General features: G+C 59.0%; 15 protein-coding genes and 1 pseudogene. 12 read left to right on the forward strand and 4 right to left on the reverse strand.

Going from position 1 to position 26973, the window contains the following annotated elements:
- Positions 1–98 precede the first annotated feature (98 nt).
- Entirely contained in the window at positions 99–335 is a 237-nt protein-coding gene (locus ACVWY5_RS06050) for a hypothetical protein (RefSeq protein ID WP_051376395.1), read from the reverse strand.
- A gap of 1205 nt (positions 336–1540) precedes the next feature.
- On the opposite strand from ACVWY5_RS06050, the gene ACVWY5_RS06055 reads away from it, so the two are divergent.
- The 5 genes and pseudogenes from ACVWY5_RS06055 (at position 1541) to ACVWY5_RS06075 (ending at position 11076) form a co-directional block, all read left to right on the forward strand.
- A complete protein-coding gene (locus tag ACVWY5_RS06055; protein WP_028337833.1) occupies positions 1541–2293 on the forward strand; it encodes a hypothetical protein in 753 nt (250 codons plus the stop codon).
- Positions 2206–9348 (forward strand): shikimate kinase, encoded by a 7143-nt coding sequence (locus ACVWY5_RS06060; RefSeq protein WP_321177127.1) that lies wholly within the window; start codon positions 2206–2208, stop codon positions 9346–9348. Before ACVWY5_RS06055 ends, ACVWY5_RS06060 begins: the two co-directional genes overlap by 88 nt.
- A gap of 360 nt (positions 9349–9708) precedes the next feature.
- Positions 9709–10197 carry a mobile mystery protein A gene (locus ACVWY5_RS06065; protein ID WP_028337917.1) on the forward strand — a complete coding sequence of 163 codons (489 nt, stop codon included), beginning with the start codon at positions 9709–9711 and terminating at the stop codon, positions 10195–10197.
- Positions 10194–10779 (forward strand): annotated as a pseudogene (locus ACVWY5_RS06070) (mobile mystery protein B). The gene ACVWY5_RS06065 and the pseudogene ACVWY5_RS06070 overlap by 4 nt, the downstream one beginning before the upstream one ends.
- Positions 10780–10935: 156 nt before the next feature.
- Positions 10936–11076 (forward strand): hypothetical protein, encoded by a 141-nt coding sequence (locus ACVWY5_RS06075; protein WP_321177126.1) that lies wholly within the window; start codon positions 10936–10938, stop codon positions 11074–11076.
- A gap of 789 nt (positions 11077–11865) precedes the next feature.
- Here the strand turns inward: ACVWY5_RS06075 and ACVWY5_RS06080 are convergent.
- On the reverse strand, positions 11866–12750 hold the full coding sequence (locus ACVWY5_RS06080) for a LysR family transcriptional regulator (protein WP_321177625.1): 885 nt from the start codon (positions 12748–12750) through the stop codon (positions 11866–11868).
- Between the two features lie 892 nt (positions 12751–13642).
- Between ACVWY5_RS06080 and ACVWY5_RS06085 the strand changes: the two genes are divergently transcribed.
- The 3 genes from ACVWY5_RS06085 (at position 13643) to nolL (ending at position 17715) form a co-directional block, all read left to right on the forward strand.
- Entirely contained in the window at positions 13643–14941 is a 1299-nt protein-coding gene (locus ACVWY5_RS06085) for a glycoside hydrolase family 28 protein (RefSeq protein ID WP_038378073.1), read from the forward strand.
- Positions 14942–15199: 258 nt separating this feature from the next.
- Positions 15200–16180 carry a pectinesterase family protein gene (locus tag ACVWY5_RS06090; protein WP_051376403.1) on the forward strand — a complete coding sequence of 327 codons (981 nt, stop codon included), beginning with the start codon at positions 15200–15202 and terminating at the stop codon, positions 16178–16180.
- A gap of 419 nt (positions 16181–16599) precedes the next feature.
- On the forward strand, positions 16600–17715 hold the full coding sequence (gene nolL, locus ACVWY5_RS06095) for a nodulation factor fucose acetyltransferase NolL (protein WP_028337919.1): 1116 nt from the start codon (positions 16600–16602) through the stop codon (positions 17713–17715).
- A gap of 204 nt (positions 17716–17919) precedes the next feature.
- On the opposite strand, the gene ACVWY5_RS06100 is transcribed toward nolL, so the two are convergent.
- Entirely contained in the window at positions 17920–19287 is a 1368-nt protein-coding gene (locus tag ACVWY5_RS06100) for a carbohydrate porin (RefSeq protein WP_028337920.1), read from the reverse strand.
- A 1428-nt stretch (positions 19288–20715) separates the two neighbouring features.
- Between ACVWY5_RS06100 and ACVWY5_RS06105 the strand changes: the two genes are divergently transcribed.
- On the forward strand, positions 20716–21222 hold the full coding sequence (locus ACVWY5_RS06105; RefSeq protein WP_028337922.1) for a hypothetical protein: 507 nt from the start codon (positions 20716–20718) through the stop codon (positions 21220–21222).
- 300 nt (positions 21223–21522) lie between these two features.
- Here the strand turns inward: ACVWY5_RS06105 and hemN are convergent, their stop codons facing one another.
- Positions 21523–22857, reverse strand: coding sequence for an oxygen-independent coproporphyrinogen III oxidase (hemN, locus tag ACVWY5_RS06110; protein ID WP_028337923.1), 1335 nt, complete (start codon positions 22855–22857; stop codon positions 21523–21525).
- A 2207-nt stretch (positions 22858–25064) separates the two neighbouring features.
- Here hemN and ACVWY5_RS06115 point away from each other — a divergent pair.
- From ACVWY5_RS06115 to tnpB, 3 genes are all read left to right on the forward strand, one after another.
- Positions 25065–25790 carry a helix-turn-helix transcriptional regulator gene (locus ACVWY5_RS06115; protein ID WP_028337924.1) on the forward strand — a complete coding sequence of 242 codons (726 nt, stop codon included), beginning with the start codon at positions 25065–25067 and terminating at the stop codon, positions 25788–25790.
- A gap of 343 nt (positions 25791–26133) precedes the next feature.
- On the forward strand, positions 26134–26556 hold the full coding sequence (gene tnpA / locus ACVWY5_RS06120; RefSeq protein ID WP_028337925.1) for an IS66-like element accessory protein TnpA: 423 nt from the start codon (positions 26134–26136) through the stop codon (positions 26554–26556).
- Positions 26553–26906 carry an IS66 family insertion sequence element accessory protein TnpB gene (gene tnpB / locus ACVWY5_RS06125; RefSeq protein WP_028337926.1) on the forward strand — a complete coding sequence of 118 codons (354 nt, stop codon included), beginning with the start codon at positions 26553–26555 and terminating at the stop codon, positions 26904–26906. The genes tnpA and tnpB overlap by 4 nt, the downstream gene beginning before the upstream one ends.
- The last annotated feature ends 67 nt before the right edge of the window (positions 26907–26973 follow it).

Raw genomic sequence — 26973 nt, forward strand, 5'->3', positions numbered from 1 at the left:
CTCGCTTTCAAGGCGCGATCGAAGAACTTCCTTGTTCGCTCATTTCCATAGGAACGAACCGCCTGTTGCAGGCGCCGCCGGTCCGATGACATGGCACGTTAGGCGACCCTCCTGAGAACCTCGTCTTTCGCTTCGGCAAGCCGATCGACGTTGTTGACCAGATCAACGAGCAGAAACTCCCGCGTCAGCGACTTGGGAAAGCGTGGTTTCACGCGAAAGGCAAACTTGCGATTGCCGAGCTGAGATTCGCCGTGGCGCTTGTGGTTATAGACGACGGTCTTGTCGTAAAGCTGCGTGGTACCGACGCCGAGGCTGTTGTAGGCGCCGCGGGCCACGTCCCGAACGAGGCGGGACTTCTGACTCGTCCAAACGCTTCGCCCTTGACTGCAAAAAAGCCACGCTCCAATTCCTGCATTGGGTTTCTGTCGATCGGCACCGGTATTATCCATACACTGCAGTTGTTCAGGCCACTGGTCGGTAGCTTTTCCGGACGGCCAAAGCGGTCGGGAAGTTGGGCACGAGAAGCGTGCCACCTGCCGATCCGGTTTCCTTTTTGCCACCGGGCTCCACTTTGAAAAAACGGAGGCGCGGCGCTAGCAGGAAGTGGTCGTGGCCGAGCGGCTCATCTTGCCGGCGGCCGGCACGTCGCACTGGCCGCGGCCGGCGTTTGTGAGCAGACAGATCCACTTTCACGATCAGGTCACGTCAGCTTTCCGTCAGCTGAACTCGGTATCTGCCTCACCCCGCCGTTCGTGATGAATGTCCTCGTCGGGGAACCAATTTGTTGCGGGTAGGTAGTGCTGTCCCGTCTAGATCGGAGATGAAAAGATGCGGGGCATTGATGAGCGCGGCAAGCCGTTCATGTCGGAGGCTGGCCGCACCGAGGCCGACAATGCCGATAGTGCTCGCGTTGAAACGGCTGCTGGCGAGCGTGAGGAGCGTCAATCATTCAACTCTGTCGTGGATCAAATGCGCTCCGAGCCCGACGATTTGCGAACGTCCTCGTCTGGTGGCGAGCGCCCCGCAAGCGCCGGTCTGCCGGACCGGCCTGTCCGTCCAACTTCCGCTGCCCATCGGATGTTGGCGCATGCGCTGCACAACGCGACCCGAGCCAACCAGAATCTCCGCTCTTCCGCCGGCGCCGGCGCGCTGCGTACCGGTGCAAGATCCTCGTTCGATGATCCGCAGACGTCAACCTCGCAAGCGCGCGCGCTCCGAGAGGAAGGGCGCCTGCCCGGCAGGGGCGATAGCGCAGGAAGGTCGCGCATCGACGATGGATCCTCGCCGAGCGCCCGTTCTCCGGATTCCTGGAGACCGGATCAATCGCATCAGCGCGCACAAAATGAGGGCGCAGCTTCCGCGCATTCGGCAGACGAGCCATGGCGTTCCAATCGATTGGATGGAAGCTCGCAGTTTATTGTGCGCGGCCCGTACATAGAAGCCGGTTTTAATCGCGGTGGCGAGCCGGCCGGCTGGCACACCAATAACAGGCCCTTTCAGGCGCCTGACGGCCCACGCCCTGAGCGATTTGGTGCCGGCCATGGCGCCCCACACGGGAACGCAGGCGGCGCGCGTCCGGCAGGCGAACGCTGGCGTGCTGATCGAGTGGAGGAAAGCGAGCGAGAAGGCGCGCGTGGCCTCACTGTACAAGGCCGCTTCGTTCGCCCTGGCGAAATGCCAGCCTGGCGCATCGATGATATGCCATTACACAACATTGGTGGAGGCCCTGACCGGTTTGATCGCGATGCTGGCGCCTCACGTTTCTCAGGTAGGCCCTGGCACGGCGATCAAGCCGCTGGGGGCTTCCCGAGAGGGCCGCGGCATTCGCATATGGAAGCCAGTTTCGGCCAAGGCAGCGGAGCGCAAGGATGGCGCCTCGAGGAGCAATCCGCGCTGTCAGCCGATGGTCGAGGACCTGAGCGAGATCGTGGAGGTCATTGGGGCGCACCGCATCCGGATGCAAGCTCGTCGCGTTCAAACCGCGGGTCGTGGCGTGCCGATCGAGGCGCCGGATCACCACAAGGTGGCGGTCCGGCCTTGCAACCGCAATTCGCCTCCAACTGGCGCGATGGAGCGTCAGGCTGGGATATGCCTGCGGCGCCCCTTCGTGCCTCGGACTCCACGCAACCCTATCGAGGCGATGTCGCACCAGGCGCCTACGACGATCTTCCGAGCCGAGGTGGAGAGCTTTGGCAGAGCGATCGAATGGCCGCCAGCTCGCAGCAAGGTGCACTCGAGCGACATGCCCGCCCGGTTCCCGGTCGGCAGGACCAGAGGGACCGACGGCATCTAGGCGCTGCGCCCGCGCAGCAGAATCCGCAGCCTTATGATGTTCCCGGTGGCGCAGCTTGCCGGGGGGCTACTGACGCGCGTCCGCAAGCGCAGCCCTGGCGCACTCAGGGCCGCTACGACCCCGAGCAAAGAGGCCGGCTTGCACCCCAACCTCGATCGGTCGCAGGACCAGGTGGCGCACCTGGATGGCGCGGTGACAATGCCACAGGCCGGCACGTTGGCCAGGTAACATCGCAAGCTCACTCCAGAGATTCGGACGACCTCAATGCCGCGCTCGCAGAGATCGCCGGCGCTCGCAACATCGATGCCTTCTCGCGTGCCGTGGTGCGTCACGGCAAACAATTCCGCGGCCAGGAACTCGCCGAATTCCAGCAAAAGGCGGCTGCACATTTCGAGACGCGATTTGTCCCGCAGCTTGAAAACAACATCGGCTCCTCATGGGCCTACGCTATGGCATGCAACGCGGTCAGCCGGGCAGGTGAGGCCGGGGCAAATGCTTGCAGAGCTCTGGCGGCTCGTCTGTCGCGCCTTGACAGTGCCCTTATGAAGCGGGTCGATCCCAGAGCCTTCTCCCTCTTTGCTTCCTCGTTTGGCCGCCACTCCCGGGCCATGGAATGTCGCGATGCGACGATCCGGATCGCCGAATTCTGCCGCGATCAACCAAGCGTGCTTAACAGATCGAGCAGTCAGGATCTGTCCTTGCTGCTCAACGGTTTCAGCAAGTGGCCCGAACAGGTGCCCTGCCGCGACGCCGCCGTCGCAGTGGCAGGCCATGTTGAGGCCGATGGGTTGACCGATTTTGCCTTACAACACCTCTCCACCCTGGTGAACGGCTTTAGCAAGTGGCCGCAGGAGCAGGCTTGCGGTCAAGCCACAATTGCGGTTGCGAGCGAACTCGTCCATCGCGGCGCAAGCGGGCTCTTTCGTGCCGATGAGCAGCAATTGGCGAACCTCGTCAACGGCTTTGGCAAATGGCCGCAAGACGCAAATCTTGGCCACGCCGAAGTCTTGATCGCGGCCCAAATCGATCGTCGCGCAAGCGGTAGGCCGGGTCTGACCGGCTTTAAGCCAAAGGACCTGGCAATGCTGCTGAACGGCTTCGCCAACAGGCCGGAAGAGCAAGTATGTGTTCGCGCCAGCAGCGAGATCGGCCGGCAGATCGTCTGCCGCGCCGAGCGTCCAGCTCAACTCTCGGATTTTTCGTCACAGGATCTGTCCAATCTCGTCAACGGGTTCAGCAAGTTGACCGGACAAGTACCAACCGAGGACGTTGCGCGCACGCTAGCCAGTGAGGTTCTTCGCCGCGCCGACCGACCGGCCCGTCTGTCTGAATTCAACCCCCAGGACATAGCAAGCTTGGCGAACGGATTCGCCAAATGGCCGGACATGACGCAAGCGTTCCAGGCAATAAGCGCGATCGCTCGCGAGGTCGTGGACCGCCGCGTCCAGCTCCCGCGTTTTCACGAGCGGGAGCTCGCGAACCTGGTGAACGCCTTCGGCAAGACCATATTGGCGGACGACAATGTCAACCGCGCGGCCACGGTCGAGGTCGCAAGGCAGATCGTGGTTCGGGCTGCGCGCGCAGACGGGCTCACCCGCTTTAATCAGCAGGATCTTGCTAGTCTCGTGAACGGCTTTAGCAAATGGCCGACAGAAGACTGTGGCCAGGCGACAGCTTTGATCGCGGCCGAAATCCGTCGCCGCGCGACGAGCGTCGACGGGCTCCCAGATTTTAGCTTTCAGCACCTGGCGAACCTGGTGAATGGCTTCAGCAAATGGCCGGAACGGGCAGGTCAAGCCGCAGTGCCGATTGCAACGGAACTTAGCCGCCGCGCTGAGCGCGACTACGGCCTTGCAAACGCAAGTCCGCAGGACCTGGCGAACATCGCGAACGGATTGAGCAAGTGGTCCGGCGAGCTGAGCTCCCATTCCATGGCCGTCGCCCTTGCTAGCGAGCTGCGCGATCGCGCTGGCCGGGGCAGCGGACTGTCTGATTTCAGTGAGCAGCACCTGGCAAATCTGGCGAACGGCTTTTCCAAGTGGCCAGGACAGGCCGCTGGCCCAGCCCTGGTTTCGATCGCCACTGAACTGGTCAGTCACCGCGCCAACTCGCTCGCTCGCTTCAATAGCCAACATTTGTCAATGCTGGTGAACGGTCTAAGCAAGCTGGCAGACGATAACGACTGCGCACAGGCGACAGCTTTACTGGGCGGCGACCTCGCGCGCCGCGCGGCTGGCGCGCGCGGGCTCGCTGAAGTTTCTCCGCAAGGACTTGCAAACCTCGTCAACGGGTTCAGCAAGTGGCCACGCGAGAGGAACTGTAGCGAGGCCATGTTGGCAATCGCGGCCGAAATCTGCGGCCGCGCCGGCCGGGGTGATGGGCTGTCCGACTTTACCCAGCAGAATTTGCGGAATCTTGCGAATGGATTTGGCAAGCTGGAACATGAACGCTGCGGCGAGGCGACAGCTGCTATCGCCCGCGGCATGATGCGTCGCGAGGGCGGACTGTCTGACCTCGAGCCATTGGCGGTCGCGACCCTCGTGCATGATTTTGCCAAATGGCCGGAAGAGGAGGCGTGCCGGCAGGCGGTGATGGAGATCGCGCGCAGCTTTGGGAGCGGAGCGCGGCGATTTAATGCCTTCACCACGGCAGAGCTCGGCATGCTTGCCAATGCTCTGGCGCGCTGCACGATGGAAGCCGAAGATCGTGGAGAGAACGATCAAGCCGCTGTTCTGAAGAACCGCCTGCACAAGCTCGCGCACCATCTGTACTATGCGAATGATCGCCTGCGGCAAGCTGGCGTTCTGAGCATCGCCAACGTTTTCAAAGCCTTGGGTAAGGCGCGGCTGTTTGACGATCTGTCCTTGCTGGCGCCGTTGGGGTTGACCAGGCTTGCGGAACTGAGCACCGGTGACGATTTTGCCACCGAGCATAACCTCGAGATCATGGGTCACCTCAGTGTCGCTGTTTTGCCCCTGGCGCGCAGCTCGCAGAAGCAGCTGCGCTGGCATCGCAGGCAAGCGCTGAACCTGTTGAACGACATTCAAGGCGTCACGCAAGACAAGATCGCGGCGGATCTGGCAGCGACCGATGCGGAGCGGATCCGTGGCCCCCACGCGAGCCGCACCCCCGCTTTGTCGATCTATCAGGTCCTTAAAGCCCGTGTGGTGCTCGAGAAGCTTTATCGACGCCCCTATGTCGAAGGCGAGCAATCGGATTTGCGGATCAGGCGGCAGGAGCTGGAGCGCGGGACCAAAGAGATCCTGCGCAGCACACGCGATCTGATTGAGCGCGATCTGTCCAATATGAGCTGGAACCTGATTGCGGACATCGAGGCGGATAACCCGCTCGATGCGCTGGATTCGTTCCTCGAGCAGAATGTCGCAACGGTCCATGCTCAACGTCCTGCCGCGAGATTCAACGCCCACCAGGTGTTGCGCGACATGGACCACGAGCCGCGTCCACCGCAGGGCAATGCCGGACTGATGCAGCTGCCGGTCGTCGACATGCGGGGGCAGCCCCTGACCATGGAGTCGGAAGTACGATATTCGGTCTTTCATCGCCTGACGCAGGGGAAAGTGCCGGTGGTCGCGGTGCAGCTGCCTGGAAAACCCAGCAGCTTCATGTTGACCCGCACGCTCGCAGTCGATGGCGTGCCATATCGGATGGATCTATTCGGCGGCAGCAAGCTCAAGCCGCCGCGATTGACCCTGGCGCAGGTCGCCGCGCGCGCGCCAGGCGGGCGGCGGATCGAGCAGACCGGCGGCAAGCTCCTGGCAATTCCGTATGCCGACACCGCAGCGGGCACGGATTTCGAGCGACTGTCGCGCGCCTGGGGGCCATTCAAGGAAGCTTACTTTTATACGCAGCGCAGGGGATTTGCGGGCTCACCATCCATCAAAGGTCTCACGCCCCAGGACAGCGTCCTCGAAGGCGCTTTCAAAATCTCTCTTCTCCCCGACCGGCCTGCCGAGCGGGGTCACGCATTCGCGCTCGTTGGACCGCAAGGTCCAATCGCGTTGCGACCGCATGACGGCACAGGATTCATCAAGACCTCACTGGCTGAGAAAATGCGCGCCGTTTGCCGCGCCGGCGACCAGAATGGTCCCGATCGCCTCCCAGCCTATGCCGAGGGTAAGAGAGCATCCCTGCCTGCCTCTGCGCTGCATCATTATCCTCGCAGCGAGACCGTCGCGGAGGAGGCAAGAGAGAAGGCCAGGATCTGGCTCAAGAGCAGAGACAACAAGGAACTCACGTCCGAGGAGCTCTATCGAACCGTGACAGCCGCACACATCGATGCTCCTGCCGCAGTTGCCGTCCCCTCAAGCGACGGGCGTCTGCATGTGCCAACCATCAAGAGCGACACCTTGGCGGGCACGACGGGCGTGCTGGTCGGGCGATCGCCGTACGACAAGCCGAACCTGCGTCCATTTTCAGCTGAGCAGGTCAGATCGGCAGCCGATGGGGACCCGACGGCGGCATTCCTCGATCGGTGCGTTGCCATACAATATAGCTTGAATGTCGCCCAGAAATCGCACGACGAACTGGTCGCGGACGATCCTACCTTCTTTGCAAAAGGCTTGCTGATCGTGGTGCCGGACGAGATCTGGCCAGCTGACTTTGCCGACCGCGACCTCGTCATGTCTTCCGAGGACGTCAAGATCCATTCGAGCTGGACGAGCAGTAAGGACCGCGCGAAACAGGACACCGCGCTCGAGACCGTCGGGATCCTGCAGGTGACCGAAGTGTTTGCGCCGGGCTCGCTGGTTGCCGTGCCGCCTGTCGAACAGAAACGCCTCGATGGCGATTTCGACGGAGACGCCGTCATCATCGTCGGTGACCGTCCCGCGCTCTATCAGCATGTGCGGCAATTCGATCAGGAGGAGCAGGCGCGTGGTGTGCGTTCGCTCAAGCCGCCGAAATCGCACACCCCCGCGATCGAGGACAATCGGTATCAATTCAGCCGCTCGAGCCAAATCCTCGCCGCCACGCAGGGTGTGCTGGAAACCTATACCGGCCTATTGCGAAGCTTTCTGGGCCAATCGCATGAAGCGCGACACTGGTTTGCCGAGCGTGCCTTGTTCGGCACCTACGAAGGTGTTCACCACGAACTCAAGCGCGAGCTGCGTGAACTGCTGGACCAGGAACAGGCGAGCCGGACGGATATCGAGGGCAAGCTCGACCGAGCGAGAGCCGAGATCAAGGCGGCACGCCATCCGGTCGCCCGCGAAATGGCTGATCGGCTTATTGCCGACCTCGAGGCCTGGGAGCAATCCTTGGGCGCTGCGCACGACGGGCCGCATGACGCAAGGCTGACATTAAGTGCGGAGCTGTGCGAACTGTTCCCGGATCTGGCGGAGACTTACCCGGCAGCTGTTCAGCCGCGAGAGCGTATCCAGCTTCTCGTCGACAACTATCCCGCGCGTATGCATCCCTTGCCCGATGGTTACGTTGCCGACGACCTTGTCAAAAGCGCGAACAACTTCCTGAGCCTCGGCGTCAAGGTTGGCACCGACGCCTATAAATCCGACACGGGTGCTCGGCTGTACGCGGCCAAAAGCAAACGTTTGCAGGAATTGCTGCAGGCAACCCCGACACCGAAGTCGGCGCCCTATACCAAGAGCATGGCGGCTCATCTCAACCGCGGTAGGTTGGACGTCGAGGCGACGTTGGCCGGTCTGAAGGACAATCCGACGCTGGCAGCCTCCGTCATGGAAGCCTCGATCAGACTCAGCGTGGAAAGCGGTATTCTGCCAAAGCCGTCCGACGCCCGGCCTACGGCCGAAGACGGCGCGATGATTACGCTGAGCCGCGAGGAGGCCGCCGTACGCGCCAGGCGCGAGACGGATCGGGCAAGACGCGAAGATGACGCGATCACGAAAACAGTCGGCGATGTCGTGGCGAACTTAGAGAAACAACACGGCATTCAGGTGAATCTGCCGCACGATCAGCATCGCCTGCGGACTGACCAATCATTGACCGACCAACTCACCGGCAAGAGCCTCCCCTCCGGCACCACCTCACAGCTGATCAGCAACGCCGTACGGCACGTCTTTGAAATCCCTGACGGCGATTTTACAACGGGCTTCAGGAAAGCCGTGCTTGCCTTTGATGAGCAGGGGTGTACCGAGCTCAGCACAACCAATTGGTTTAGGATGCGAAATCCCACTTATGTCGGGATCAAAACTATCTTTGCGATGCCTGAAGGTTACCGCTTCGAGGTTGAGTTCCATACACCAGCCAGCTACCAGGCCAAGCTTGCCAATCACGATACTTACAAGATGCTGCAGCGAGGCAGCAGAGGGACAATGGATCAATCCAGAGTCGAGCGCCTCGTGCAGCGCGCAAGGCAGATCGTTAACGAGGTTCCACTTCCCGATCAAGCGACGAGTATCCCGAATTGGGAAGCAGAAGCAGACGGCACCGCTGATGCCAGCGCGGTCCTTGCATTGCGAAATGCCGAGCCCAAGATGCCCAAGCGTTCTCCCATGGCCGGACAAATCGTTGCAGTCTTGGGCGAGAGGCCGATCGTGCTCGTCGGCATGATGGGCGCCGGGAAATCTTCGATCGGCTGCAAGCTTTCGAATATGCTGGGCCTCGATTTCGTCGATTCCGACAAAGTGATCGAGACCAAGGCCGGCAAAGAGATCAACGAGATCTTCAAAGACCATGGTGAGCAGTATTTCAGGGATATGGAAGAGAGAGAGATCCTGCAATTGCTGGAGCGAGGCCCCATTGTGCTCGCAACCGGCGGCGGCGCCTTCATGAGTGAGAAGATCCGCGATCGTACCCGCGAGAAGGGAATCTCGATCTGGATTAACACCGATCTGGACACGATCACCAAGCGCTTGGCCAAGGATACGGCGCGTCCGCTACTGCAAACCGATAATCCAGAAGAGACGATCAAAGAGATGGTGCACGAGCGCGCCTCCGTCTATCAAATGGCCGATCTGAAACTTGACCCGACAGTCCGCAAAATCAACAAAAACGCCGGTGCACTGCTGGATAAGCTCCATGCGATGCTTAGCGGTGGCCTTGTCCGTGAACCAGGTTGAGCGGGTGGCATATCGGGCATGACCCTCATATCTGGGATGCTCATGGGAAACGCGAAGGCCCGTCAACAGGCGGTCCCTCAGAAATAGATGACCCGTAAGTCCATGAAATCACGCTATAAAAGCATATTAGTCAGAATCTTAAGATTGCAGCCTAATTTTTCCGATGAGAAGGTTGTACCCTAAAATTTGTGGACTATTATTAGGTTGCAGTCTAATATTAAGGCCGCATTATTAGGCTCGAATACGAAAAATGAAACACGACAGCGCGCTCGCGACCGCATCTTAAGATTGCAGCCTAATTTTTCCGATGAGAAGGTTGTACCCTAAAATTTGTGGACTATTATTAGGTTGCAGTCTAATATTAAGGCCGCATTATTAGGCTCGAATACGAAAAATGAAACACGACAGCGCGCTCGCGACCGCCTTGATGGGCGCCTCGCGCCCTTGAAGCCAGTTGAGCGTTTCCACCCGCCCCCGAAGGGGTGGGTCCGCGCCGTCCGCGATGCGCTGGGTATGAGTGGCGTCCAGTTCGCGCGCCGCCTCGGCGTACGGCCGTCCAGCGTCGCGGCCATCGAAGCCTCGGAAGAGAGCCGCACGATCCAGCTGAAGACCTTGCGCCGTGCGGCCGAAGCACTTGGTTGCACGCTCGTCTATGCACTCGTGCCTAACGACTCGCTTGAGGGCGCCGTGCGCACGCGCGCGCGCGCAATAGCATTGCGCGACCTCGGTCGCGTTGCGCATACGATGAAACTCGAAGCACAGGAAACGCCTGACAGAAATACCGACGCGCGTCTCGAAGCGTACATCCGGAACAAGGTGAAGGAGCGGAATCTCTGGGATGAGCCATGACGGACCTGTTTCGGGAGCCCAACGACGCAACGCCTCTTGATCCGGCGCTACGCGGCGATTTAATTCAGACATGGATCACGACCCGCGCCGATCTCAACGAGGCTGAAGAGGAAAATATCGTGGATGGCGCCGCATGGGCGCGTCGTCGCCGTGGCGGCGCCGACGCTCTGCTCAATGAAGATTTTTCGATGTCCCTGCACAAGCAGATGTTCGGAGAGGTTTGGAAATGGGCCGGCGGCTACCGCCAGAACGAACTCAATATTGGTATCGCGTCGCATCTGATCTCCGCCGAGATGCCAATGATGTTCGACAACGCGCGATTTTGGGTTGAGAACAACGCCCGACGAAATCGCGATACGGCTGCATCATCGTCTTACGCAGATCCACGGCTTTCCGAATGGCAACGGCCGCCATGCCCGAATGATGGCCGATCTATTGGTCGAGAAACTTGGCGGGAAGCCATTCACGTGGGGAGGCGGGAGTATCCAGGACACCGGAACGCTCCGTGCAACACATGTGGCTGCGCTCAAGGCCGCTGACAATCATGATTTTGAGCCTCTGCTGAAATTCGCGCGTGCGTAGTTTTTGGCCGTCATTCCCCACAAAACAGTCAACTTTGCGCGCAGTTGCGCGCTTCGACGGATGACTTTGTGGCGTGCGACGAGGAATGTACGATACAGCCTCAAGTGACTGCGCGAGTTTGAGAAACTGTGGGAAGCCGACTGCCGGAAGGTGAGCTTGGCGATCGGGAAGGTTGCCGCTAACAGCGTCAATTTGGATGAGAATTTTCATGGGATCGGCTTCTTCTACGGCGCGGCGCTGATCGGCGGAGGCAAGACGGGTAAGGACATGTTCTACGAAGAATGCTGCCCTCGCTGACAAGCGTTGCGACGGGCATCTCGAAGGCCTTAAGAAGGAAGGGACGACCTGATGGCTGGACAGCACGCTGTGCATCCTCGATTCTTGCTTCAAGCGAGACGACATCACCTGGCCGCCAAACTTCGCGCAGGCGCGCGCTCGCAAGAAAGAGCTGGCGCGTGAACTAAACGTAGGCCAACGCGCCATCGCGAAACTAGAAACGTCGCGCGGATCTGTATGTCAGCAACACATCGAAGCTTTAGGTAGCTCACTAAAATCACCGCACGTTTCCGGAGGGAAGCGTGACTATCGTCGGTGAATTAGGTAAAAGGCGCGCGCGAGAGTCGTAGTAGACGGCTCGGCCGGGGGCATGCGAGATTGCCCTATGTTCCGATAATCCTAGTAGCTCAATTACCCGAGTACATCACCTCCGAAGTCGCAAACTCCCGCTCGATGAAGCAGCGGTCCAGCGCAACTGATGCGGACAATCGGCCTCGTCGGAATCTCCCAAAGCCCAGCCAGCGGCAAACAGGCCTGCTGGGCTGACCTGCTTATCTCTTCGAGAGCGGCCTTTCTCCGTATGCAATCAAGTTCTTCGAGCCTTATTGGCTTCGGCAGAAACGGCTTGTCGCGCCGCAAACAACAAAGTTAAAGACTGCTCTCAATCAGCAGGATTCCGCAGGTGATTCGTTCGCACCGGGAGATCGCGGAGTTCCTAAATCCGACCCTGATTTAGTCCCAGGCGGGCAGGGCCTTCCGACGGTCGGCGGACCGCCATCCGCGATTGGGGTCACCGTCTATCCATGGTCTCTACTGAACTAGCACGGTGGGTTGATGGTGCTTGTCGTCGAATATTCCTTTGACCCTTTGTAAAAGCCTGGTCGCAACTTCCTTTCGCAGCCCCGGCCTCGCACAGATGAGAGCCCTTAGATTGGACAGTTGCGGCAGGTAGTAGTCGGGCGATTGAACCAGATCGTCAGGCACGCTGGAAGGCAGTGCAGTCAGACCAACACCAAGGCGCACGGCTGACAGTCTCACCAGGTGGTCGGAGGCGCGAAGAACAATCTTGTAGGCCGACCCCATCTTGTCCAACTGAGCAATCATCCAGTCGTGATCAGGATGGGTTACTATCGGAATAGGAGCGCCCGGACGGTGCACGAACTCGCGCGAGCGAACCCAGGAGGCCGGGAATGCCCGTTCTTCAAGGATGGTCTTTGAAAGATCGGAATCCGCATCCGTAGCGAAAATGCAGGCTACGTCTATGTAGCCTTCGATCAGACCCTTGCGGATCGCGCTGGAATGATCGGCGCATATAAAGAGATCCGAAAAGTCGTCTTTTCCGGCCCGCTCCAAAAGTCTTTGAGCAAAGAGGCTGCTGAGGCCGACACGATGAACGGTCGGGTTGCCACGACCGGAAAGCCTGAGCATTTGGTCGTTAGCCTCGAGTATTATACGAGCCTGCTGGAGGACGAGTTCGCCGAGGTCGGTGACGGTCGTGCCATTGGGCGTTTTGACAAACAGTTGCCCGCCAATCAGTCCTTGCAGTCGCTTGACCTGAGCGGTGACCGCGGGCTGACTAAGCCCGAGCTGGCCTGCGGCTTTCGTCAAGCTGCCTGTCTCGGCTATGGCTACAACAGTACGAATTGACTCAATTGGAACGTTTAGCGCTCGCAGCATAGTTTCGCACAGAATCATGAACCTGCATCGGTTCTACCACTGAGGTCGCAAGATCACACCGTAAGCAAAGAGCTAACCAAATGTCGGGTAAAGTAGCTGCCACTACAGCAGCTATGTACGTAACGTACACAGCCAGGCGCGCTCGCGCCCAAATCACGACTCATCGTCTTCTGCAATGATCGACGGTCAACTTGCGACCTCATCGTCGTCGCTACACCACCGCCACCGCTTGCAAGTGGTCGAGCGCGTACTGTCTTTTTGGCATTCGATGCGCGGCCGCGGCGTGCTGCCTGCTCTTCGATTCGATAAGGCTCGCAAAACTACGACATGCTGAACGCGGAAACGCTTCAAGCTGCGAGCAACGGCGCCGCGAACTGCACTATTCAATCACCCACTGCGCCGAGCCGTTCTGTAAACTACGGCGGCGCCCGAGCAGTAACTTGTCGTTCAGCTGCGATCTGGCGGTTCTTTCTCGTCCCGGCTTATCGTCCCCGACGCGCTGCTCGGTCTTATTCGAGAGTTTGCAGGCAAGAATGTTTGATCCCGGGCAAAATAAAGGGCCGAGATCGAAAAATCAGTTCACGTGCATAGCCGTCGATCGACCTGATCCTGCTTCTGGTTCTGTTCAGTCCAAAGCAGGCTGCCCTACCTGAGCACATGGTGCCTGGCCGCCTCGTATCTGGCTTGCGGCTGCTCCGTTCGCTGAACAATTGATGCGGACGTGAGGTGCTCCGGCTCTGCCTCGATGGCATCAGCCGTCGAGTGCCGTCGGTGGCAAGGCCCACGCTCTCGTTTGCGGTCTTATAAATGTCATCTTGCGCAGGCCAGTGCGGCGAGAGGCGGCCGATTGGCCGGCGCTCAGCTCAGGACAAGGTAGTGGCGAGGATGCTCGCGGCACGAGACGAGGTCGATGACAAAGCTTTTTCGCGAATGGACCCTGTTGTTTAGCGTTGCCTTCATCGCTTTTTGCCCCACCGCGAAAGCACAAGATCGCCGCATTGTCGCCGAACCCGGAGCACCTCAAACGGTCTGCGACCGCCCGGTGCCATCTGGTGGGAACGACACGGCGAGGCTGCAAGGTGCCATCGACCATTGCCCCGCCGGTGCTGCGGTCTATCTCGGGCGTGGCGAGTTCCGATCGGGCTCACTCGAGATGAAATCGGGCGTGACCTTGTGGATCGGACGCGGTGCAACGCTTTTCGCCATCCCCGAACCTGCTGCCTACGACAAGGGCCGCGGACAGTGTGGTCGAATCGGGGCGAAAGGCGACGGTTGTCGGCCGTTCGTCAGCTTCTCCAAAACGCGCGGCGGCGGCATCTACGGCGACGGCATCATCGACGGCCAGGGCGGTGCACCGATGGTCGGCAGCGCCGAAACCTGGTGGCAGCTGGCCCGCCGCGCACAGGCCGAGGGCGGCAACCAGAACGCCCCGCGTTTGATCCAGATTGATCATGCACAGGACATCACTGTTTCTGGCGTCACCTTGCGCAATTCACCCAGTTTCCATGTCGCGATGAACCGGGTCCAAGGTGCCACGTTCTGGGGCCTCACGATCGATGCACCGGCCGATGCCCGCAATACCGACGGCATCGATCCTGGCGCCAGCCAGGACGTAACCATCACCCACAGTTTTATCCGCACTGGAGACGATAACGTCGCAATCAAAGCCGGCGACAATGGCGCAACCCGTCATATCTCCATCACCGATAACTACTTCGGCTGGGGACACGGGATGTCGATCGGCAGCGAGGTGAATTCCGGCGCCAGCGACATACTGGTCCGCAACCTGACCTTGGACGGCACGACGTCCGGCCTGCGCATCAAGAGCGATATCAGCCGAGGCGGCCTGGTCGAACGGGTGACCTATGAGAACGTGTGTCTGCGGGGCAACCGATGGCCGGTCGCGTTCGATACAAAATACGATCCACGTGCCCAAGGCACGAGGATTCCAGTCTATCGCCAGATCGTTCTGCGCCATGTGCGTGGCGACAATGGTGCGCTGCTGATGCGCGGGGTCGACGAGCGGCACGCCCTTGATGTGACGCTCGAGGATGTTCGATTTGCCGATTCCGCGACTTGGCAGCTCGAACATGCCAATGTGACCGCCGATCATTCTGATGTGTCGCCGCCGCTGCCCGGGCGAGCCAGAGAACCGGCGTCGCGCGGATGGGAGGGATGTGCCAGAGCATTCCGGGACGGTAATGACTAAGCACAACTCGGTGTCGAATCTCAGGCCGGTCAGATGCGCCTCGATACCGCTTTGATTCACGGGCGTTGCGACGAGACACGGCGCTGACACCCTCATTGCAGCAGTCCGACAGGGTCACCGCCATCGGACGTTCCCGCAGTTGCGCGAGAGTTCCGGCTCGGTGGAGAAACGTGTTGATCATACTCAGCTGCTTGTCGCGGCGGGACGTTATCCCGACTGCATCGAGCGTGCGGCGAGCCCGACAAAAGGTGAGACCAAATGTGGATTTTCGCGCTGTTCGCTGCAGTTCTGGCCGGAGGTTTCTGCATCTCGGCGGCCCATGCTCAGCCACTTTTTGTCTCGCATGCCGACAGGGCAGCCTATCACTCGGTTCAGGAAGCGATCGACGCATTACCGATCCAAGGCGGGGACATCCAGATCGCGCCGGGCATTTATCGCGAGAAGGTCAAAGTCTCTAAATCTGGTGTACATATCAGAGGTTCCGGCAAGAAGCCGGATGATACGGTCGTTGTGTATGGCGACGGCGCGATCAATGTCGGAGAAACCGCTCGTTCTGCGACGCTGGACGCCTCTGGCGATGATTTCCGGCTTGATAATTTGACAATCCAAAACGACTACGCGCTCAATCCGGCCAATCCATCCTCGCAGGCGGTGGCGTTGTCGGTTACTGGAGACGGGGACGTTATCACCCGCGTCCGCCTGCTCGGCGCCCAGGACACGCTGTTTGCCGGTAAGCGGCCGAACGGCCGAATATCGCGACAATACTTCTCGAACTGCTACATCGAGGGGCATGTCGATTTCATATTTGGTGATGCCAAGGCCTATTTCCGACAATGTGAGTTGCACGGCATCGCAAATCAAGCGGTCGTGTATACCGCACAGAGCAAAGGAGCCTCGGACGAGGACAGCGCGTATGTTTTCGATCATTGCAGGCTGACTGCCGACCCTGCCGCGCGCTATGTGGCGCTCGGCCGGCCTTGGCGCCCCTATGCCACAGTGGTGTTCCTGTCGACGAAGATGGATGCACCGATCATCGCGGAAGGCTGGCGCGAGTGGACTCCGGGCAAGACGATTACACTTAAGACGGCCAACTATGCCGAATACAAATCCTCCGGCATTGGAGCCAATCCGGCAGGCCGCGAGCCTCACTCTCATCAACTGACCGATAGCGAAGCCGCGAAATGGTCGCTGAGGGCGTTCTTCGGCGAGGCCACGGATTGGCTGCCCAGCGAAAGATAGGGCACAGAAACATTCACGAAAAAGGCGTAGTTGATGCCATGCGCCGTCCTGGTATGGATGACGGCGAGGGAAGCTTTGCTTGGGTTCGAACGCACCCGCGGCAGCTCAACTTCAGGCGGGCTGCGAAGCCACAGCTGGCCGGCTTTATGTTGCATGTTTCAGAAGACGTCATGCGATCGCCGCGCCGCTGCTTGTTGCTAACTCTTGATCTCGTCAGCTTTTCGAAAGCTTGCGGCCGCACAGATCGCCGATCTGCAAATCCTCGTATAACTCCTTCCCTCTTTCTTTATACCGATCACCTGCCTCCATATAATTGAACATTGGTGCCCAGCCAGCTATCGGAGCGTAGTCTCTAAATGGCAATTGCCTCCACGATGATCGGTCGGATCGATCTCCATGGAGCAAAGCTACAGCAGCGAATGATTGATACATTGCGAAATTTAACCGGATCGACTGCACCTGGTGCGCCAGAGGCGAACGATCGCGATCTAGCTTTGGATTTTGCCAAAGGAGTGCTGATCATTTTGGTGATCGTCGGTCACCTGATCCAGTATATCCTCTACCGAGATGAAGGCTTCTGGGATTCGCCATGCTTCAAATGGATCTACATGTTCCATATGCCTCTCTTTATGGCGATAAGCGGACATCTTGCTTGCCGTGCGCTGTTGCGAAAGTCGTTAGCGCAAGCCGTCGGCGATCGGGCGATGCAGCTCTTGCTGCCCATGCTGTTTTGGTGCGCCCTCCTGGAGACAGCAAAGTTGGCTGTGCTCCCCCGCGCGCCTGACGCATCGGGCAACATTTTGCCAGTTCTGAACGATGTTGCCGGCACATACTGGTTCATCTGGGCAGCGTTCGTTCATTTTCTTCTCGTTAAAATTCTTTCGATCTTCGATCATTGCTCGCCCTGGATCTTGTTCGTATCAGTCGTACTGGTCGCGCTCGCACCCCTGACATTCTCCATATTTCCTCTCATAAAGTACACTTACCCGTTTTTCTGCCTGGGCTTCTCATTTGCGCAGTCGAAAGTCCGGTGGACAAGCATAACACCATCTTACAAGCTGATCTTGGTCGTGTCTTTCTGGATAGCGGCACTGGTGTGTTTTCTGGCCTGGCAGAAGGACACTTACGTCTACAAAAATCTCGCGCTGGTTCAAGATGTGCTGTCGGCGAAGAACGTGCTTCTGATGCTTTTTGGCTCTGCGGCAGCCTCAGCGATCATGATTGAGCTCTTCTTGCAATGCTGGAGATCTGGCCGCTCAAATCGAGTGGTCCGCTTTGTCGCCGTGGAAATAGGACAGAGCACGCTGGTGCTGTACTTGATTCAGGGTACGGTATTTCGCCTCATGGATTCGATACGGTACGCAGTGCCTTCGGATCTCACATTTAGGTTGGCCGTGGCGGGAATTCTAGGGGGAGCGATTGTTCTCGTCGCGCTGATGGTGCGCCGAACCGTGCGCGACATTCCTTATCTGTCTCAGCTCATTCTAGGAGCTTCGCCCCGGGCCCTTTTGTCCAGCGGATCAGCCCGCGCATAAGTAGAGCTGTAGCCGAAATCCGATCGGAAGCCCCCGGGATCATCCGAGAGCCGGCTCCCGGTTCGCTCTTCGCAGCCTCCAGCCGACGCGTTGACAGAAGTAGCACGTAATTTTGGTAATGCCTCAATCTGAAATTCAAACTGACGCATTACCTATTTTTAGAACCGAGGACTGGGAAGCCGAATTGGTGTGCATCCTCGATGACTAGAAGAATATCAGCGTAGACACCAGAAGATTGAGGGCGTGCTCCGTTTGGGGCGTGTGTGTGACGCTTGTCGGGTTGTGCATGTATGACAGTCCGACGGTTGCATACACACCCGGGGCGAGATGTGCGGTGTATGTTCCCGTAATTGCCGTGGTATCGCGATGCGCAAGCTGTCCTTTTGCCAAGGCGGCATCCACTGCAAACTTGCTCCAAGCGGTGTTGGTGGCGACAAGAGCCATCAGATCACTGGGACGACTATCAAAAGGTCCCTTCGCATACAGCCGAAGCTCGTAATACCGGCTGATCCGGTTCAAGTCAGGCGGAGCTCCCATGATGGAGAATCCGCCATAGATGCCGCGAGATGGCGTCCCCTCGACATCACTCTGCCAGAGCTGCCTGTCAGCAGCGACGTAATGAAAGTTATTCCCGCTCTCCCTTTGTTGATCCAAATCCGCTAGATTTTTGTAGCGGCTATTGTTGAAGCCAATGCCCGCCCGCAGCCACGTGTCGGCTACGCCGGGAGCGGCCTTGCTCTTGTAGCCAAGTTCGTCAACGAAAAGAATGCCTGTATTGGCCGTGCTCCAGTTCAGGCCGGTTGGATTGTCGGTTATCTGCGCATAAGGACCATCTGGACTGATAGAGCGCTGCACGGAGACTTTGTTGTACCAGCGATCATCAAAATTGTACTTAAGGTTGATGGCGGGCGTGGGAGCGGCGTTGGTGCTCATGCCTGCCTGGAACAAGGCAAACATGTTTGATCCTGAGATCCCTCCGAACAATGTGCCGGTGAACTCATTCTGATTTCTGAGATAGCCAAGTTTGAGTTCGAATTTCCTGTCGAGGAAAGTTTGATAATAGGCGAGTGTATTCAGCCCCACTCGATCCGGTCCCGGGCGCTTCCATGTCCAGTATTGCTGCTCCGCTCCCACGACAATCTGGCCATCGGGAATGCCAAACCGGCTGAGATCGTAGGTGACGATCATGAAGTTCGCCGTAGCAAACGTCGGATTCTGCCCCATGTAGAGCTGGTTGGCGATGCTGCTTCTGGCCGCATTCGGCAGCTGGTTGTTGGCAAACGTGTTGTGCGTCCAGCCGATATAGCCGATCCCGACGTCAGCCAGAGCGAATCTAACACCGTCCCTGTCCTGAACAATCGTATCGACAGGGCCCGGTATGGTGAGCCAGATCCCTTTTTCTCGGAAAGTGTCGAAGCGAGCGAAGGGGTCGATCGTCTTTCGCGTTTGCGTCTGAATAGCCCGATCGGCGCTGCTGCGCTTTATGAGAGACAGGTTGGGAGCTGATGCCGGCGCCGAGGCACGAAGTCGAATTGGCGGATTGACCACGCCGATCCGGAGCTTTGTGGACATGTCGGGCGCTCTTGGCGTTCTTCTCTTAGTGGCTTGGTCCACAGCGCTGCTCTTGGGACCAGGCTCGTCAGCAGTTTGTGCCAAAACAGGGGGGGCGACCAAAAAAACCGCGAGAGAAAGTGCGACGGCAAGTCGCGGGTTCTTCTCGCTTGATCGCAAGCTGCAGGCAAGTGCTGTCGTAGCCGAAGATGTCCGAGGCGTCGTCGCCGCAACAAAGCAATCACCCACAGTTTTCTTCGCGTCCTTGTTTGCGAACCACGCATGAATTGAAAACCGGCCTTGATGGCCGAGAACGGACTTCCCAAGCCTTGGCGTCTAAGGACAAGGGGGCCGACGCCTCACGGGCAAGGCGGTTCGTCCATCCCAGCGAGATCCGCTTAACGCGCCGAGCCACGTCGCCCGTAAACGCGAGAACGATCTGGTCTGCACCTTGTTGTGCATCAGGCCGGATTTACCGAGAGTGAGCAGCGCTTGCTGGCTGGACGAGAACCGCTGGCAGCGAGCGCGCGGAGCCTCAGCTGTCCTCGCCGCCAAGACATTGCGAGCCTCGACCCTGCTTCACTATGGGGCAGAGGACTGCAGCTGTGCCGAGCATCCCGCTCGAAGAGGCCGTTCTCGACGAAATGGCGGCCACCGGAATGCAAAGCTAGCCAAGCCGGCGCCGTGGCTTCATGAAGCTGTCTTGGTATCGTCGTCTGCGAAGGGCGAAACGATCGATGACCGCGATTTCCAGAGAGCCTTGGAATCTCTTCGCGCAGCGATCGCGTCACAACGTTCATGATGGTGGCTCATGAGATCAGAGGAATCAGGTTTCGAGCGGCTTTGGTGGCTGTGGGCGAGCAGTTGCTAACTCCGTACGCTCCATTGGCATGGCCAAATCTGTAGTGCATTCCTAGTTCCTGGACCTGTGATCCCGCAGCGTTCGTTTCGGCCACGCTTGCCATGTGTCCGTCGTCTCAATCAACCTGCCAGAACTGGTAGTTGGCCATGTCCAGCGCTTGCCGTTCCAATGGCATCGAGCGCCAGCTGTCGCGCTTTACGCGGCAGCAAGCCGTGAAGTTGCCGGTCTCGGCAGCGCGAAAGCTGAGATGCAGACCTTGAAGGAATAGCGGCCGGTTCGCATCAGGCGCCGGCAAGACAAGAAAATCTGCAAGGTTCTCCTGAATGATGCGAAAATGCTGCGCTATGGCCCTCGAAGGCGAGAACTATTGCTTACCGCGAGCCCTATGATGGATTAGCTCCGCGTAAAGTGTTCGCTTTGCCTCGGTCAAGACGGGCCGCTTCATCGAGGCCAAAGGGGGCAACTGATCGGCGAGTTTGTGAAGAATGATGTTGTCGGCGGCTGCGGTTGGTTGGGATGCGTAAGTATCGCGAGTTCTCGCGTCAACGAGACAAGCCGATCAAAACGGGGAAGTCGGGCAGGGGACGATGCAGATGATTGATCAGGCGGCCGCTTCGGACTTGCGGCCGCTCTTATATGGCTCGTCAGGCCGCATTCGCTGGGGTTTGATGTTTTTGGTTGTCTTCGTCGGCTTGTGTGCGGCGGCAGCCCATTTTGGGGGGAGCCTCGCCGGATTTGTCGAGACGCCGGCAGCCGGGCCCGCCGATTCGCCGGTGGGCGTGGACAGGGCGTCCCTGATCGAGATACATTGGATGCAGCAGAAGACCAGCGAGGACATTGTAGAGCTCAACCGTCAAATCGATGCTCAGCGGCAGGACCTGAGAGGGATCCTGGACCAGATCACCGTGCTGACTTCGCGGATCGATTCTCTACAACATCCAGCACCTGCCCCTTCTGCCCCCTCCGTTGCTTCTTCGCCCGCGCAAGCTGCTTCGAGCCCGGCCAAGAAGCGCATCGAGCGGTCCAAACCACAGGGGCCCGTTTCCGTCGGAGGCGCGCCAGTGATTGCAGGACAGAAGACAGGCGAGCCTTGAGGCCTCAGGCTGCTGCGCGGGGAGCTTTCCACGTTTGGCAGCCGACGGCCTGCCCAGTCAGGCTGATCCTGTCTCACCGAGCGAGCATGCCGCCGGCGCGTGAGACATCAGGAATGCGGGCAGGTTTCTGACCACGTCAGCGAGGCCGGTTCGGAAAGCAACATCTTCAACGAATGAATTCCACCGCCGAACTTTCGTTGGGTCTTCCGCAAAGCCAGTTGTCAGCGTATCCGGAGCATTCGAGGGAGTTTTTAGTTTTCCGTCGAGCGAATGTCGCGGCGATAGCTCGTGACAGCCTTTCTAATAGGGGGTGCGGTCGAGATAAGCATCGAATGCGGCAGCAACAGAGCGGATAAGAAAACGGTGCTCCTGCTTGATACGGACGAGACCCTCTTCGATGTCCACTAACCCATCCTCGGCGAGCATTCCCAAGCGATCAGCCGCATCGAGAAAAGCGATCGGATCAAATCCGTGAGCGGCACAGATTGCCGGCATGTCGGCCTCCAAATCGCACATCAGGCGATCGATAATTGCAGCCCGGAGCCGGTCTTCCTCAGTGAGACAGCAGCCCTTTGATGTTGCCAGACGGCCTGCTCTGATGTGCTGATTATAGGAAGCTGTTGCGACCTCGTTCTGGACGTAGCCGTCACGGAGACGGCCGATGGCTGACGGACCAAAGCCGATCACGTTTTTACAGGTGTCGGCCGAATAGCCCAACGAGTTGCGCCGTAGCCGACCGCTTTTTTGGGCCAGCGCGAGCTCGTCGTCCGGCAGGGCGAAATGGTCGAGCCCGATTTGGTGGTAGCCAGCGGAGACCAGCGTATCTGCCACGGCCGCGGCTTGCTCGGCGCGGGCAATATTGTCCGGCAGCGCGGCCTCGTCGATCTGGCGCTGACGTTTCATATAGGAGGGAACGTGGGCGTAGCCGAAAACCGCAAGCTGGTCGGGTCGCATGGCCACCGCCGTCCTCGCGGAGTTCACACAGGACTGCACCGTCTGATGCGGCAGTCCGAAGAGAAGGTCGAAGTTGATACGGCTTATTCCATGCTGGCGAAGGCGTTCGACGGCAGAAGCCGCCTGCGCCTCGCTTTGAAGCCGATTGACAGCCCTTTGAACCACGGGGTCGAAGCTTTGCACGCCGATGCTCGCGCGGCTCACGCCGGCTGCACCCAAGGTCTCGGCCATCTCGACCGTGAACGCGCGCGGGTCGATCTCGATGGCGATGCTTGCCGATTCGCTGAAGGTGAAGCAGCGGCGTAGGAACTCCATCAGGGCGAGGAAATCGGCTGGAGCGATCGTAGTCGGCGTTCCGCCGCCGAAATGTACGTCGTTCACGGGCAGGGCGCACGGCGCATGCTCTGCGACCAAGCGAATTTCCTCGCTCAGCACCGCAACAAAATCGTGAATCGGTCGCTCGCTGCGAGTGAGGTTTGTCGGGAAACCGCAATACCAGCAGATTGATCGGCAGAACGGAATGTGGAGATAGAGCGAGACGGGTTCGTCGGGCGGCAGCCGCCTCAACCATGTCTCACAGGTCACGGCGCCTACGGTCGCGGAGAAATCAGGTACGGTCGGATAGATGGTATACCAAGGCAAGCGTGCATCGCAATATTTGTTCAGAAGCGAGGTCTGCAAGACTTAAACTTTCCATGCTCATAGAACATGAAGCTGACCGATGCGCCTTCCTTTGTCTTTGCGTTATGTCAATAATCCCACTTTCGTTTTCAAATCTAATTCGCGTTCTCGATGTCACCAGGCGCCTAGCGTCTGAGAACGGGAGTACTCGCTGGCAATCATTTGATGCTCGCTCAAAGAGTAAATCTTTCATATGAGCACGACTTCAGCGGCTAGACGTCCCTCGACTAACTTGCGCGCAGTGTCAGTCGTTTATCCAAAGACGATTGGCTTCGCGCCGCTTATCTTCGCCATGGCGTCACCGCTCCCGCAGGCGCCACGAGCAGGATGCATCACCTTGCAAGCTGGTGATGTCACGGACAAGAATTGTTCTTCGATGAAGCCGCCAAGTGCGAGATCGTACAACTTGACGCTGCGTGAGATTCAAGATTCTTGGACCCGCGATGAAAACATTTTGGACTCGACGTTAAAAGAATGGATGAGCCTCAATTCCGCCACGCTGCTTGTCTCATTGGCGCAAGCATCATCACGGATGTACTGATGGTGTTGGGGCGGGCCCGGCGCACTTCCAACCCCGGCAAAGTGCGTCGGGGCGCCTGGCGCCGAACTTAAGCCGCTCCACCAATTCACAACTGTTTCGATTGTTTTTTTTCGGCGCTCAGCACGTTACTGTCTCTAACGGCTCCAGACCAGCAGGCCGCAAGGACGGACTACTTGCTCAGAACTAATTGCGAAAGCGTGCAGACCGTCTTCACCAAGGTGCCCTCGACATAGTTGACGAAGCGAGTCGACAATGAGACCGGCGCGGCACTTCCACAGTGCTTTCGGCTCTTGACATCCGCGCTTGCATTCCGAGCCGTTGCACTGCACGGTTGGTTGCGACCCATCGGGACCGGCCTTGTCGTCGTCTTTGATTGGTAAGTCGCCGTGTTTTCAGTCAAGCGTTGGTGCCTGGCGTACCGACGAGTTGGAGGACAAGAGCGCCTCGAGTCGGCCGTCTTGGAGAGCTGCACTCGTTGATCTACATCAACCGGTGCGGCGGCTTGCGCAAATGGCGTTGTCGTGTTTCCTCCCGATGTCACGATTGCTTCAATGTCATACGCAGGAACCGACCGCGGTCCCGTCGAGCCGTGTCTAGACGGTCGAATCAGCGAACCCAACAATTGGTACGACACTTGCTGGCAGGATCCGAGGTCCTCTCACTTCTGGAGACGCGCATGCAAAGTGTCCTCTGCATCGAGCAGATCTCGAGACTGCGCGTACCGCCCGCTGTGCCTCTGGCGCCATCACCACGTGCCCCGTCGATTCATTCACACCGAGCCTGCGCGACGGAAGCCGTCAAAGGCCGGGCATTGATGCCGGGCGGTTACCGCTTGCGGCGACTGTTACGTGTCGCGCATCGATTGCGTCCTCGACAGCGTCGAAGAGCGAAGGCTCGGCCAAGGCTCAGCGATGCCAATCCGCAAGAGTGGGATGAAAAATGACGCTCCTGGCATCTTCGCCAGCAAGCAGAGCATCGAAGCCGATATCGCACGGGCGGAACCCGACACCGCTAGGCGAGCCCGCCTGCTCTAGCTCACGATCGCGAAGTTCAGCGCCTCGGGTCCCCTCGCGCTGGCACTTCGGACGGCGCAGCGTCTCGTTCAGGCCGAACTTCGGGTTCGCACAGTTTAATCTGACCCGCGCCCACGTCGTAGCCGCCGGTGCTGCTTGGTCCGCATGGCCAGCCGCGTTTTTAGGACGGTCGGATCGCCTCCGATCGGTTGCCCGCGCACGTCGGACCACCGTGAGACTCTCCGTCAGCGCGGACATTACTGGGTTAATTCAGCGTCAATCTGCATCGCGGGCCCAGACCGTCAACACGGACAACACTGGGGGATCCTCGAGGTCGCCAGTGCGTCGTCGTCGTCGGCGGGTCGGACAGATCACATTGATGGGGACCGGCGTTGCGGTTGCGGCATGCCGTTCAGCCTCAGACTAGGGGTAGCGGTCGACATCGCAGCTGTTTGACGGAGACGATCACGCCATCGCAGTCGGCGGCAGAACAACGAATTCGGGAATGGCATCTGAGGCAGCGTGCGAGCGCTTCAGACTTCGCAAAGAGCAAACCCAGGGTTCAGGTCATGGAATGGAACTTGGCTCCGCCTGAAACAAGCGCAATTGAACGCAGGGACACCGACGTTGACCGGTGTCCCGGGCCGCGCAACATGGATCTTTTCAGCTTCACTGAATGCGCAAACCAAACGCATTCGCTCAGAGCGCTGTTCGAGCTTCTTGTCAGCTGCGCCACGGAGGAGGGCTTCAGTGAAGTTGCTTACGGCGCCCTCAACTTCATCGAACCACTTCGCCTGGCGGAGTATCCACCCCCGACCGTGGCCGTAAAATGGCCGCCAGACTGGTGCGACCGATACTTCAGACGCAAGTACCACACCATCGATCCAGTGGTCCGGCGGACGCCGATGCTGTCGCGGCCATTTTTGTGGGATCAGCTCGCTGAGCACTATCAACTTCATCCCGACGAGAGACGTGTCCTGGATGAGGCCAGAGAGGCAGGCCTGAAGCATGGCATAAGCGTACCGTTGTTTGGGCCCTTGGGCCGGGTATCGGTCGTGTCGTTTGCGTCTCCATCCGAAGATGCGGATCCGCAGGACCGCATCGGTCATCTCAACGCATTGGCTAGTCACTTTCACAGCGCCTATGGCGAGATCGCACGTCCCTGCAACAATGGTGGCGAGAAAAAAGTGGCACTGTCGCAGCGTGAGATCAGCTGCATGCGGTGGGTGGCAGAAGGAAAATCGTCATGGGAAATCGGGATGATCCTGGAAATCAGCGAGAATACAGTCAATTTTCATATCAAGAATGCGATGCGAAAGCTGGGCGCGACCAGCCGGCTCCAAGCGATCGTTATGGCAATCCGCCTCAATGTTCTTTGAATTCCTCCTCGATTGGAAGCAAGCCCCAATTGGCTAAACTGTTGCTCGCAGCGTCTGGCAAGTCGCGGCCCGCTCTATTTGCCGGAATTGCAGACGCAACGCTGCGTTGAGACAGGCAATTTGAAATCTGACACTGCGTCAGGTTGTGAATGCGCCGCAACCACCGACGACGTGCCCGATCGACTGACTTGGATCGCAACGTTCGAGCCCGGCGATGCGTATCATCCGGCCAATCACCTAGTTGCACGAACTGGAAAGTGAGGCGTAAGCGCTAAGCCAGAACCCTTGCTTCGGGATCTGGATAGCCGTGCGAAGAAGCCTCCGGGTTGGACGGAGGTTTGGGATGGGATTGGACAGCAAAAAGGACGTCCATTTAGACGGCTCATCTGCGGGGTCGGTGAGCCGGCTGGAGATCCTCGAAGGGCCGTCAGGACGTCGTGTGCGTTCGGAAGCTGAGAGAGCTCGGATCGCTGCCGAGAGTCTGTTACCCGGTGCTCAGGTGTCCGAGGTGGCGCGCAAGCACGGAGCGACGCGCGGGCAGATCTACGATTGGCGACGGCGGTTTCGACAGCGAGGTATGTTGCCGCCGTGCGAGGCGTCCCCGCCGACATTTGCTCCGCTGGTCGTGGACCATGCGTTGGAGGAGCGTCAGGCTCCGGCGATCAAGCTTGAGATCGCCATCGGTGATGTCGTGCTGCGGATGGATACGGCCATAGATGCTGACCAGCTATCTCTGGTGATCCGTGCGGTGCGAGCGTCACGATGATCGCGGCCGGTGCTGATCTGAAGATTTACGTTGCCACGCGGCCGATCGACTTCCGCTGTGGACACGATGGGCTTGCGACGAAGGTGCAGGAGATGCTTCATCTCGACCCGTTCAGCGGCGCAGCCTTCGTGTTCCGCTCGAAGCGAGCGGACCGGATCAAGATTTTGGTCTGGGATCGAACGGGCCTGGTGTTGGTGCACAAGCGCCTCGAAGGTTGCAAGTTTGTTTGGCCAACGATCGCGGACGGCGTGATGCGCATGTCGCCGGCGATGTTTGCGGCCTTGTTCGAAGGGCTGGATTGGAGATTGGTCCGCCCGGAAGAAGCACGGCGCCCGCAGACGGCGGGATAACTGCGGCAGAATGACTCGACAGCTATTTTGAACGTGGCACACGCGGCGGCGATGTGCTCGAAATAGC

It is taken from the genome of Bradyrhizobium sp. USDA 3256 (assembly GCF_054058275.1).